Genomic DNA, 12018 nt, shown 5'->3' on the forward strand with positions numbered 1-12018 from the left:
CGGTGTTGTTGGTTATGTATTTCTTGACGACTTCTAGTGTTGGATAGATTTTTTTATGTTTTTTAATTCTCTTAACCTATTTTTAACCTTCGTTAAATATGATGGAAAATGTAGAATATATGTTTTATTTGATGGAGGGAAGATGGATGAGTAATGAAGCGAATCAGAGTGAGGAGAAAGTGTTTCGCGAAGAGGAGAAGAGTTCAACTGGGTTGAATGAAAATCTAGCAGGGGCTCTATGTTATTTAGCGGGTTTTGTCACGGGGATTATTTTTCTTCTAATTGAGAAGGAAAGTAAGTTCGTACGTTACCATGCTTTTCAGTCGATTTTCGTGTGGATTGGGATGTTTATTTTAAGTTTTGGAGTTGGATTAATTCCGATTATAGGATGGCTCTTGTCGCTGTTAATTGCGCCTGTTGGTTTTATCTTGTGGATCTACTGTATGTTTAGCGCTTATAAGATGAAGTGGTTCAAGCTGCCGTTTGTTGGGAATTTAGCTGAAGAACAAATTAGTAATAGCTAACGATTTTGTGAGAGGTGTATACAGTTTAACGTATTTGGGGGAGGTTCAGAGGTTGGTGTAAGTACAGAGTTATATGATTGGTTTCAGATATACACCAATTTTTGAATGATATGGAGTGGGAACAATATAATTTTTTTGAGAATTAAGTACTAGTATTGAAACGGATCCGGATAAATACAGAGGTTTGTGTGGAAGTCGAATATTCGACTCCAGCAGAACAAATAATGGCTCAAAAAAATTATATAACAAAGACTCGTTCTCTAATTAAGGAGAACGAGTTTTTTAGGTTAAAGATAATTTTCTTAAAAATCAAAAAATAATCTTCTATTGTGTATGGTGGTTATGTAAAATGATAGTTAATAAGGACTATTATTGATTGAAGGGGGTGGAGTTCATTCGAAAAACGGTTAAGTGGCTGGTGATCCTGATTGGACTCACTTGTTTAGGAGCGGCTTCTTCAAGTGCAGATAGTCATGATGTTATCGTCTTAGATGCTTCCTCGGAACGTATTGATTTATACGAAGCAATGTATATGGTGAAAGATCGTGATGGGAGTTTATCTATTGATGATGTTACGGCTGATGAATTTGATAGGTTCGAACATCATGAAGAGATTGAGCAGCAAAAAGGTTTTTTTGAATCTGAAACATGGTTACGGTTTGAAGTGTTGAATGACTCTAATCATAAAGATTGGTTACTTGAATTTGCGTTTCCGTTAATTTATGAGCTCGAAATCTATAAAGAAGAGCAAGGAGAGTGGGTACATCAGGCTCATACTGGGGCGACTTCTCCTTTTCAGGAGAGGGATTATCAGCATCGGTATTTTGTTTTTGATTTAGATGTTGAACCTGGTGAGCGTCAGGTGTATTATGCCAAGGCAGTTGGTGGTGGTGACCTCCATCCTCCGATTAATATATGGGATCAATCTGCATTTATGGAAAAAACTCAAAATGAAATTATTTTGTTGGGGATTTTTTATGGCATTGTGATTGTGATGATTTTTTATAATTTGTTTTTGTATTTCAGTTTACGGATGCGCAGTTATCTATATTATGTTTTGGTGATCACGTTTACGTTACTAGGTAAGTTATCTATTAATGGCTTGGGTTACCAGTATTTGTGGCCTGAACAGCCTGAGTGGAACCTGATTTCAACACCGTTTTGGGTCAGTTTGGGTTGTATATTTATACTTTTATTTACGAAAGCTTTTTTAGATGTCAATCAGTATATCTCGTGGTATAAGTACGTATCTGCCGGGTTAATCATCTGGCATTTATTTGTGATTTTATTTTTATATGTTTCACATTATATAGCATTAAATATGATGGTGGTCGGTGCATTTACGACTTTTTCAACAGTTTTGATTGTGGCGTTCATTTGCTTGAAGAAAGGGGCTCGTCAGGCGCGTTTTTACATTGTGGGCTGGGTGATATTTTTAACTGGTGTGTTTATTACCATCCTTGAGCGGGCGGCGATCGTACCATATAACGCTTTTACGGAATATGCGGGACAAATGGCATTATCTATCGAAGTTGTTCTATTATCTCTGGCTTTGGCAGATAAAATAAATATAATCCGTAAAGAAAAGGATGAGGCTGAAAAGAAAGCACAAGAGAGCCAGATACTTGCCATGGAGCATTTGAAGAATGCAGATGTATTAAAAAATGAGTTTTTAGCATTGACTTCTCATGAACTTAGAACGCCGTTATTCGGGATGATTGGCATCGCAGAATCTCTTAAAGATGGTGTCGTTGGTCCAGTTTCATCTAATATGAAAAATCAATTATTGATGATTATTAAAAGTGGTAACCGACTGGTTCGATTGGTTGATGATATATTAGATTTCTCAAAACTTCAGCATGAGTCTCTCAATGTACAATTAAAGCCCGTTGATGTAAAAGGTGTCGTTGATGTGGTAGTGGCCATATCGCAACCACTTATCAAAGACAAATCAGTTAAGCTAATAACAGATATTCCAGAACAACTTCCACCAGTTAAAGCAGACCCAAATCGGCTACAGCAAATATTACATAATCTAGTAGACAATGCGATAAAACATACAGAAGAAGGAGAGATTGTCTTATCAGTCTTTGAGAAGGAAGATGGAATGGTGTTTACTGTGAAAGATAAAGGGCGAGGAATTGCTGAAGATGAGCTAGAATCTATTTTTGATCCGTTTTATCAAGTACATCAGTCGTCTTCTAGAGATATTTCTGGTTCTGGGATTGGGTTGAGCATTACTAAACGATTAGTTGAGTTACATGATGGCGAGATTGATGTCCAATCGGAACTGGGCGTGGGTACGACTTTTTATGTGATGATACCTAAGTATCAAGATAAGCGAGTGGAAGCTGTCAATATGAATATTCGTTCGCTTTTAGTGCCGGATGATCCGACTGTTCAAAAGACATATAAAGACATTACACGACCTAGGGGGCAGATTTTAGTTGCGGATGATGAAGCGGTTAATTTGCAGGTTTTAACGAATCAGCTTTCATTAGAAGGATATGAAGTGTTAACGGCCACTAATGGCGAGGAAGTTTTTGAGATTGTACACCGAGAAGAACTAGATTTAATTATTCTAGATATTATGATGCCTAAAATGTCTGGGTATGAAATCTGTAGGCGTTTACGTGAGGACTATTCGTTAATGGATCTGCCGATTCTAATGTTAACGGCTAAAAACCAGCTTGAAGATAAAATTGTATCGTTTGAAGCGGGTGCTAATGATTATTTAGTAAAACCGTGCGATAAACAAGAGCTACTTTCTCGTGTGAGAAGCTTAGTAAGAATTAGTTCTTTAAATAAACAATTAACACAGTTAAATGTAAACTTAGAACATAAAGTGAAGGAGCGTACGCAGTCATTAGAAGAAACGAACCAAAAACTTCAGAAAGTCAACGAAGAGTTGGAGGATATGACGCAATCGAGACGTGAGATGCTTGCGAATATTGCTCATGAATTAGGTTCTCCTGTGGCTTTAATTTATAATTATCTTCAATCATTAGGTGAGGGAACGATTGCAACTGATAACAAGCATTATAGAGAGATGGTCAGCCAAAAGATTAACGTGTTAAATCGTTTGATTAGTGATTTATATGACCTAGCCAAATTAGAATCGGGTCAAGCGAGTATGAATAAGAAAACAGTCCATTTAGTAGAATGGTTATCACAAATCAATGACAAGTGTGCGTTTATCGTTAGACAAAGTGGAAAGACATATAACGGAATAGTTGTGACAGAAGAATTTGAGTATATGATATGCATGCTTGATGAAGAACGGATGGATCAAGTGTTTTCAAATTTGTTATCGAATGCAATTAAAAATACGGATGAGAATGGTGAAATTGCCATTGACGGTGAGATTGATCAAGATAAATTAATATTAACGATTCGCGATAACGGTTACGGGATACCAGAGGAAGAGCTTCCGCATATATTCAGTAGATTCTATAAGGGTTATACTCATAATAATTATATCAATGGGACCGGTCTTGGATTGTCTATTGTAAAAGAAATTATTCATCACCATGATGCCGCTATTCATGTAAGGAGTCGGGAAAATGTGGGGACTACATTTTTCATAGAGATTCCTGTGACGTCCAAAGTCACTTCAAATTAATTTAGAGGGGGAGAGGTTGTGACTAAGGAAACGATTTTGATTGTGGAAGATGAAGAAGGTATTCGGGAGATGACAAAATTGTATTTGGAGGGAAAAGGGTATTCGGTTCTTGCAGCAGAAAATGGACAAAAGGCGTTAAATGTCATTCAAGATGTTTCACCTCAATTAATTCTATTAGATATCGAAATGCCTGATATGAACGGCTTTGAGGTATGCCAGGAGATCAGAAAGCAGTTAATAGTTCCAATTATTTTTCTTAGTGTAAGAAGAAGTACGATGGATAAAGTGAAATGTTTTGAGCTTGGTGGCGACGATTATATGACGAAGCCGTATGTGTTTGATGAATTATTAGCGCGTATTCAAGCCAATATTAGGCGTTATCAATACAGTCCGGAGAGTGATGATCGAATTAATTGTGGTTCGTTGGAAATCGATTTGAATCATTACAAGTGTTATATAAACGGGAAACCGGTTCATCTATATATTAAGGAAATGGAACTACTGGTTCATTTAGTGAAGCACCCGAACCGCGTCTGGAGTCACGAGCAATTATATGACCAAATTTGGAATCTTGATGCAACAGGGAATATTGAAACGGTTAAAGTACACATCAGTAATTTGAGAAGAAAAATTGAAGAAGATCCTATGAACCCTAAATATATTAAGACTGTACGTGGGTTTGGATATATGTTTGAAATGAAATAATGGGAATGTGGAGGGGGATTAATGAATGCAAAAACACCTGATGATTGGTTTAATAATTGTTGGTATATCTTATTTAATTTTAAAACTTTTAAATTCGCCTTACCCATTTGGAGCAAGTATTTTATTGGTTTTTTTGCATTTGAGATTAGTTTAATTTATCACCATTGGAAAGAGAAAAAATAAGTGAGCTAGAAGATTAACCTCAGTTTATTGTAGTAGACTGAGGTTTTTTGATTAGTACAGTTGATTTCAACCTCATAAGGTGTTAATATATCGATAATTTAACCAAAAATAGGAGGGTGGGTGCTTGTTGAGACGAGTTTTAATGAAGGATATATATCATCATCCGATTGTGCAAAAGTATGTTAGACGGTCTGGTATGGCACATGCGATTGCGGTAGGTCATTATGTGTTTGATCTGGCATTGGAATATAATGTGAATCCTGATTGGGCGGTTAAGGCTGGATTTTTACATGATATTGGGCATTATGACTGGTCTGATCATGGTGGGTGGAATTATCAGCTTTATCGTGAGTGTGACATCCACCCGATTAAAGGAGCTGAGCGGGCTCATAAATTGTTAGTACGTTTAGGGGAGGATCAGGTTGCTGCGAAGGAGATATCGCATGCGGTGTTGTTGCATACGGATTCGGTTCTTCCAAAAGGCAGTTATGAGTTGTCTCATTTACAAAAGGTGGTTCACTTGGCGGATGAACGAGATAAAGAGCCAGGGGATGGGCATCATTATCGTTCGATCAGTCGGCATTGGGAAGAGCGGTTGATTCATGAACTAGATTTGAAGATTAGTTCTAGTTTGTCTGACTTTGCGTAGATTTAACTTATGTCAGTTTTCTAAATTGAAGTAAGACTGTGTTTAGAAAATCTAAATCGTATCCTGTTTTCTGATGAATGAGGCGAGCCCATTCTTGAATGGAATCGGGTGCTGGGTCTTCGAACAGACCTTCACTGGTACTAAGGAAGCTTCTCCAGTTGTTGAATTCCCAATGGGCAATCTCGTTTTGATAAGGTACTCTGCATTCTAGTAAGGGTTTTGGATTAATAGAGTTTTGGGAGTGTTCCGCCGCCTGCATGAATGTGTCCTGATTCAGTGGTTCTACACTATAGGTTTGTTTCGATATTTTACCGTTAGGGCGATGGTACAGAATTTCTACTTGGTGTCCTTTCGTGTTTACTTGTATATCTGCTGCAGGAAAGAATCCGCTTAGTTTTCCGCTTGTGAAATTTGTGTTGCTAGGTTCAATTAGAATAGGGTGGGTCCATTGATCGCCTAAATCACATAAGAATCGATTCCCTGAATGATCTTCTGCGATGACTGCTACGTGTGCATCTTCTGTAAATAGGTGATGACCAATAGGATAGGCTCTGATTCCATGTTGTTGAAATTCATGGAGTAGCCATATGGCAAGGTCAAAACAATTTCCAGTAATGCCGTACTGATGCCAGTGTTGCTTCATCAATTGAACATCGCGTTGTTTATGCGTTGGGTTTTGATTATAAAACCATAATTTCGTGAATCTTTCCATTGGGAATCTATGAAATTTTCTCCAGACATTTAATATGTTTTCGGGTGGTTGCATAAAAGGTCACCTCATTAAATTTATCGAACTATCTATAATACCTTTTGAATAATAGTATAATGTAAATCTATATTCAAATCGAGAAAGAGTTTATATGAAGGGACTGACTGTGGTGTCAATCTATATGAAAAAATGTACTTTAGATGATCTGTATGAACTTCAAGATATTAGTCGTGAGACGTTTTACGAAACGTTTAAAGACCAAAACTCTGAAGAGAATATGAAAGCCTATTTAGATAAGGCTTTTCACTTAGGAGAGTTGCAAAAAGAGTTATCCAACGAATCATCGGAGTTTTTCTTTGTATATGTGGATCATCAACTTGCTGGTTATTTGAAAGTAAATGTTGATGATGCACAGTCTGAAAATATGGATGATGATTCTTTCGAAATAGAGAGAATATATATTAAGAACGGATATCAAGGACATGGTCTAGGGAAATATCTACTGAATCAGGCAATAGAAATGACACTGGAACGTCATAAGACTAAGGTATGGCTAGGCGTTTGGGAGGAAAATGATCATGCAATTCAGGTTTATAAAAGAATAGGTTTTGTTCAAACTGGCGCTCATACTTTTTATATGGGTGATGAAGAGCAAACGGATTTCATTATTGAGAAATCTTTAGATAGGAATTAAACATTAAGTATTACCGTATGCCAATGCCAGCAAAATTCAAGGGAAGAGCCCCTTGGATTTTTATCGAATAGGGTCAATGTTTAGTTCATACGAATAATAACCCCGCAAAAAAGCCAATCACAATACTCGATATGATAAAGATCAATACTTTATAATAGCCTCTTCGTGTTATCGCGTTGTTTTCGTCGCGTTCATTTCGAATGAGTAAGTATAAAATGATGGCAGAGATTATCACAAGACCAATAAATAAAAATTCTCGCATGTTTGCGCCTCCTTAAAATCTAGTATTTAAATGAAAGAATGACGAACGAGATAAATACTGTCGGCACTGTTATTCCGGTTAGTAGTGTCACCGCTTGATAGGCACTAATATTTAAGATTTCAAAGTATAATAGTGTCATCATTAACATCATGTATCCAAGAATGAAAAAGTAACTATAGAACATACCGCGTTCTTTGATTTTTTTCGTTCTTTCGTCATTTTGAATGAATTGAGGTGCTAAATAAGCATTACAGAAAACAATGATTGTAAGGGCAATAAGTATCACATCGTGACCAGCTGGGAAGGTGCCAGCAGTAATAGTTGCTATATTAATAATTGCAGTTATGAAGATAAAGAAAACCCCAAAGATTAAATAGAGTTTACGGTCGTATTGTTTAGACATCATTCTCCTCCTCATTTAAGATCTTTTTCTTCCAATGTAAAAACTTCTTCCAATTTGACCTCGAAGCATTGCGCAATGTACATGGCTAAGGGTAGTGAAGGGTTGTAACGTTCTCGTTCAATTGAGATCACGGTTTGTCTGGATACGCCAAGCATTTGCGCCATTTTTTCTTGTGAGATGTTATGTGATTTTCTTAATTCTTTCATTCTATTTTTCATTGAACGAACAACTTCCTTTCAACTAAAGTATAATGTAAAGTAAACTTTACTGTCAAGTTAACTTTACATTATGAATAAGCATAAAAAAACCCTTAATCCATCTTTTGGATTAAGGGGTTGGGTTGAGTGACTCCGAGTGGACTTGAACCACCGACCCCTTGCCTGTCAAGCAAGTGCTCTCCCGCTGAGCTACGGAGTCATATTGTTGAAAAATGTTTAAATAAAATTTATCGACAAATATTAATATAATAGCTTATACTGTTTATGTCAACACTTTTTCGGTCGGAGGTTCAAATATGTTAGCAAGAATTCTGACGTACTTATTGATTGGCGGTTTATTAATCGCTGCAGTTGCTGTTACCGCACCGCAATATTTATATTACTTATTTATTGCATTTGGTGTTGTGTTTGTAATTGGAACTGGCTATTTAGCCTTTGTTTATGCAAAACGAGTTATCACGTTGATTAAGGACTTAAAAGAAGGATAGAAGTTAATGTCGTGCCTTATCATAAGGTGCGACTTTTTTATTGAAAAATCGTATGTGTAACTATAGGAAGTTTGAAGTATAATAAATCTCCAATTTAAAAATATGGTAAAATTAGTTAAAGGAATTTCTGTTTTTTCTTAGAACTATGTTAGTAAATTGCATAATCAGAATGAGTATAGTAGAGCAAAAGACTGGGGGATATTTATGAATAAATTATCCAAAATTTTATTGGTCGCTATGGCTATCTTAGTCATTGCTTTTGGAATTATATTCAATCAGTACAAACAAGTACTTGATGAACGAGAACGTCAATGGGAACGTTTTTTAAACGAGTTTTATTTTGCTTTAGATGTTGCTATTCGATCAATTGAAGCTGTTCTAAATAATGAAGATCAGATAGAAGATCAGAGATTAGAAGAACAACTAAATGAACTTAGTACTTATTTAATTAAATCTGGGACGATTTTAGAGGCTGCTCAGGATTTTCATGATCATGATATTCGAAATACACAATTTTTTCAGGTAGCAGCTGATTCTATACCAACAGTAGCTGAACTTAAAGGTGAAAGTCCACTGGATGGAGATTCTTTATACGAGCAAGAGAGGGAGTTAATGAAGTTCATACATATCACATTGACAGAGGGTAAGCAGTTACTTTATTCAGAGGAAACGGGGCAAGAAAATCCTAATTTATCGGTTGATGAATTTAATGAAATAATCCAAGGTCATTTTGGTCATGCGTTAAATGAATTATTTTATGAAATGGATCAATGAGGAGTTATTTATGGAAAAATATATGTGGCTAGGTTCAAAAGTTCTTGTAACAATTATTTTAACAATTGGAATTATATTCACTAGTTTACTAGCAATCATTTATACATCGATGACGGTATCGACTGGGCGGACTCTCGTATATGTTTTAATTATTCTACTAGCTTTAGGAATCGTAGTTTTTTGGATTTTAGGTGTATTTAATATCCTTCACACGAAAAAGTTAGTGATATCAATGGGGATTTATTTCGGAATGTGTCTACTCGTTTTTGTAGGGTATCAATGGTATGTAAATTATTTGGATTCCTTGGAAGTGGTGAGTACTCAAGATGTTGATTTGAGAGCTTATCAACCGTTTACAGAAGGAAATGAGCTAGTGACCTTTGATGAAGAATCTACGATAGACTTGGAAAATGAGCTGCCGGTCTTAGATGGGGCAACAGCACTGTATCCAGTTTATGCAGCATTTGCTCAGGCTGTTTATCCGGAGAAAGACTATCCATTTTATGAAGGAGAAGTGATGGTCACTCAGACACCTCGGGCTTATGAAAATCTATTAAATGATCGAGCTGATTTAATTTTTGTTGCTGGTCCATCCCATCAACAAAAGCAAGCGTTTGAAACTAACGGTAAAGAGCTAAATATGACACCGATTGGAAAAGAAGCGTTTGTGTTTTTTGTCAATGTAGATAATCCAGTAGATGAATTGACGGTTGAAGAGGTTCAAGGAATTTATTCAGGTGAGATTACCAATTGGAAAGACGTAGGTGGTCAGGATGAAGCGATTAAAGCTTTTCAACGACCAGAGAATAGTGGTAGTCAGACAACGTTAGAAAAAATTATGGATGGTGTACAGCTTATGGAGCCACCGAAGGATGATGTCGTCTCAGGCATGGGTGGTATTATTGAAGAAACATCGGACTATCGAAACCATCGAAATTCGATTGGCTTTTCTTTCCGATATTTTGCGAATGAAATGGTCGAACAAGGTGAGATAAAATTTCTAGAAATCAATGGGGTATACCCAGATAAAGCGTCTGTGCAAGAAGGTACCTATCTTTTTACTGATCATTTTTATGCTGTAAGTACGGAATCAAGTCATGACAATGTGGCGGAATTCAAGGATTGGATTTTATCAAACCAAGGTCAAGAATTGATTGAGGAAACGGGTTATGTGCCTGTGAAATAAGAAAAGCTGTTCATTAGACTGGACAGCTTTTCTATTGAAATTGTATAAGTGGAATACTTGTAATCTTAACTTTTTCACCTTCACGAAGTTCAACGGTGGGGTTCGTTGACACATAAGGGCCATCGACGACTTCATAAACTCGGTCATTACCGTCTTGTGAGAAAATTTGAAGGTAACCTGAGCCTCCTTGACCTACGGCTTCGTATGTTCCTTCATCAATATCTAATCCTACTTCCCAAATACCAGAAGCAAGCATATTTTCTTGCAAGTCGTCCTCAGCGGGCATAACACTTATATTTTCAAACCCATCGACTTTGATCGTATGGTCCTCACTAAGGTCAACGGTTAAAGATTCAACGCCATTGGGCCCTAGGACGTCATGAATCAATAGCTCATCTTCTGAGTCGTGTATGTAGACGTTCCCAGCACCATATCCTGCTATCGTATAACGCCCCTCGTTGACGGTTAAATAATCGTGTGCATCAGGTATTTTACTGCTAACGGTTTCAGCTTCTTCATTGTTACGATCGACTGAGTTGTAAATCGTATCGCTAATTTCTAATAATTGTTCTTTTTCCTCGCCGATGATCTCAAAGTTATCTACATATGCCTTTTCCTCAGGTGTTTCTCCTTGGTTGCATGCAGCAAGTATTGCGAATAAGACAAAGTAACCAATTAACTGGAATCGTTTCATCCGTATCTGACTCCTATATTTGATAGTATTTTTCATAGTATTCAAGGGTTCCGAGTGGCCCAATTGATAGTTCTTCATCGAATTTCAGAAGTTGTTTCATCCAGTAGGTCTGTTCGTTCAGTGGCAAGTTACTGAATGGTAGGCATAGTAAATGTTCAGCAATATATTCATGGTCTTCAGGTAAGTCGATCATTTGTTTAATCTCGTGATAGGTTTCGGGTGTTGCTTTTATTTTTAAGTATGTTTGTTCGTGTTGATTGGGTCTGTGTTGATGAATAATATCACCGTCTTTTAAAAATAAAACGCGATCAGCATATAAATCTAAGTTTTCTAGTAAGTGTGATGCAACAAAAATTAATTTCTGTTCGTTTTTCATCTCGATTAATTTTTGAGAAATTAACGAGACATTCGAAATGTCTAATCCATTCATGACTTCATCCATTAACATGATAGATGAGTCAGCGGCAACCATCATGGCAAAACAAAGACGTTGTCTCATACCAAGTGAGTATGTCTTAACCTTGTTTTTAACGTAACCTTCCATGTTTAACTCACGTGTGATATCTTTAACCTTTTTCTGACCCTTCCACATGTGCTTATAGAGTTTAATGTGATCAACACCTGATAGTTCTTCAAATAAATCACTCTGATCTGGGAATGTTGTCAGTTGTTTATGGATTTTAAGCTGGTCTTTCTCAGATTTATACGTGTATTCTTCGTTAAACACGATGGAACCCTGATTCGGTTTAACGTAGTTGGCCATGACATTAAATAATGTAGTTTTACCTGTGCCGTTTGGTGCTGCTAGACCTATAATTTCACCTTTTTCAGCGCTAAGTGATAACTGATCTAACACTTTATGGTTTTTATAAGAAACAGTGACGTCTTTAATCTCTATCATATAAAC

At 36.6% G+C, this 12018-nt stretch carries 15 protein-coding genes and 1 tRNA gene; 9 read left to right on the top strand and 7 right to left on the bottom strand.

The window, feature by feature from the left end; genetic code table 11:
• Nucleotides 1–146: 146 nt before the first annotated feature.
• The 5 genes from EDC24_RS10820 (at nt 147) to EDC24_RS10835 (ending at nt 5683) form a co-directional block, all read left to right on the top strand.
• Nucleotides 147–524 (top strand): DUF4870 domain-containing protein, encoded by a 378-nt coding sequence (locus EDC24_RS10820; protein WP_124222465.1) that lies wholly within the window; start codon nt 147–149, stop codon nt 522–524.
• A 385-nt stretch (nt 525–909) separates the two neighbouring features.
• Complete coding sequence (locus EDC24_RS10825) at nt 910–4146, top strand: ATP-binding protein (RefSeq protein WP_245998123.1); 3237 nt, start codon at nt 910–912, stop codon at nt 4144–4146.
• A gap of 18 nt (nt 4147–4164) precedes the next feature.
• Nucleotides 4165–4851 carry a response regulator transcription factor gene (locus EDC24_RS10830; protein WP_124222467.1) on the top strand — a complete coding sequence of 229 codons (687 nt, stop codon included), beginning with the start codon at nt 4165–4167 and terminating at the stop codon, nt 4849–4851.
• Between the two features lie 21 nt (nt 4852–4872).
• Nucleotides 4873–5034: a hypothetical protein gene (locus EDC24_RS15195; protein WP_170158561.1), complete on the top strand. Its 162-nt coding sequence runs from the start codon at nt 4873–4875 to the stop codon at nt 5032–5034.
• A 127-nt stretch (nt 5035–5161) separates the two neighbouring features.
• Nucleotides 5162–5683 (top strand): HD domain-containing protein, encoded by a 522-nt coding sequence (locus tag EDC24_RS10835; RefSeq protein ID WP_124222605.1) that lies wholly within the window; start codon nt 5162–5164, stop codon nt 5681–5683.
• Between the two features lie 7 nt (nt 5684–5690).
• Here EDC24_RS10835 and EDC24_RS10840 read toward each other — a convergent pair whose 3' ends face one another.
• Entirely contained in the window at nt 5691–6395 is a 705-nt protein-coding gene (locus EDC24_RS10840) for a hypothetical protein (RefSeq protein WP_245998126.1), read from the bottom strand.
• A gap of 166 nt (nt 6396–6561) precedes the next feature.
• Here EDC24_RS10840 and paiA point away from each other — a divergent pair, with 166 nt between their 5' ends.
• The gene (gene paiA, locus EDC24_RS10845; protein ID WP_124222607.1) at nt 6562–7086 is read left to right on the top strand and encodes a spermidine/spermine N(1)-acetyltransferase; all 525 of its coding nucleotides are present in this window, start codon (nt 6562–6564) and stop codon (nt 7084–7086) included.
• Between the two features lie 85 nt (nt 7087–7171).
• On the opposite strand, the gene EDC24_RS15200 is transcribed toward paiA, so the two are convergent.
• The 4 genes from EDC24_RS15200 to EDC24_RS10860 all read right to left on the bottom strand — a co-directional run bounded on the left by EDC24_RS15200 (nt 7172) and on the right by EDC24_RS10860 (nt 8168).
• Nucleotides 7172–7348, bottom strand: a complete 177-nt coding sequence (locus EDC24_RS15200) for a hypothetical protein (protein ID WP_170158562.1) — start codon at nt 7346–7348, stop codon at nt 7172–7174.
• A 19-nt stretch (nt 7349–7367) separates the two neighbouring features.
• On the bottom strand, nt 7368–7751 hold the full coding sequence (locus EDC24_RS10850; RefSeq protein WP_124222470.1) for a hypothetical protein: 384 nt from the start codon (nt 7749–7751) through the stop codon (nt 7368–7370).
• An 11-nt stretch (nt 7752–7762) separates the two neighbouring features.
• Entirely contained in the window at nt 7763–7969 is a 207-nt protein-coding gene (locus tag EDC24_RS10855) for a helix-turn-helix transcriptional regulator (RefSeq protein WP_124222472.1), read from the bottom strand.
• A 127-nt stretch (nt 7970–8096) separates the two neighbouring features.
• Nucleotides 8097–8168 (bottom strand) — tRNA-Val (locus tag EDC24_RS10860).
• 97 nt (nt 8169–8265) lie between these two features.
• On the opposite strand from EDC24_RS10860, the gene EDC24_RS10865 reads away from it, so the two are divergent.
• The 3 genes from EDC24_RS10865 (at nt 8266) to EDC24_RS10875 (ending at nt 10417) form a co-directional block, all read left to right on the top strand.
• A complete protein-coding gene (locus EDC24_RS10865; protein WP_124222474.1) occupies nt 8266–8457 on the top strand; it encodes a hypothetical protein in 192 nt (63 codons plus the stop codon).
• A gap of 204 nt (nt 8458–8661) precedes the next feature.
• Nucleotides 8662–9231, top strand: coding sequence for a hypothetical protein (locus EDC24_RS10870; RefSeq protein ID WP_124222476.1), 570 nt, complete (start codon nt 8662–8664; stop codon nt 9229–9231).
• Complete coding sequence (locus EDC24_RS10875; protein ID WP_170158563.1) at nt 9215–10417, top strand: PstS family phosphate ABC transporter substrate-binding protein; 1203 nt, start codon at nt 9215–9217, stop codon at nt 10415–10417. Before EDC24_RS10870 ends, EDC24_RS10875 begins: the two co-directional genes overlap by 17 nt.
• Before the next feature lie 31 nt (nt 10418–10448).
• Here the strand turns inward: EDC24_RS10875 and EDC24_RS10880 are convergent, their stop codons facing one another.
• Together EDC24_RS10880 and EDC24_RS10885 are read right to left on the bottom strand one after the other, a co-directional pair.
• Nucleotides 10449–11111 carry a hypothetical protein gene (locus EDC24_RS10880; protein ID WP_124222480.1) on the bottom strand — a complete coding sequence of 221 codons (663 nt, stop codon included), beginning with the start codon at nt 11109–11111 and terminating at the stop codon, nt 10449–10451.
• A gap of 13 nt (nt 11112–11124) precedes the next feature.
• Entirely contained in the window at nt 11125–12012 is an 888-nt protein-coding gene (locus EDC24_RS10885; protein ID WP_124222482.1) for an ATP-binding cassette domain-containing protein, read from the bottom strand.
• Nucleotides 12013–12018 lie beyond the last annotated feature (6 nt).

It is taken from the genome of Aquisalibacillus elongatus (assembly GCF_003843875.1).
GTDB lineage: Bacteria > Bacillota > Bacilli > Bacillales > Alkalibacillaceae > Aquisalibacillus > Aquisalibacillus elongatus.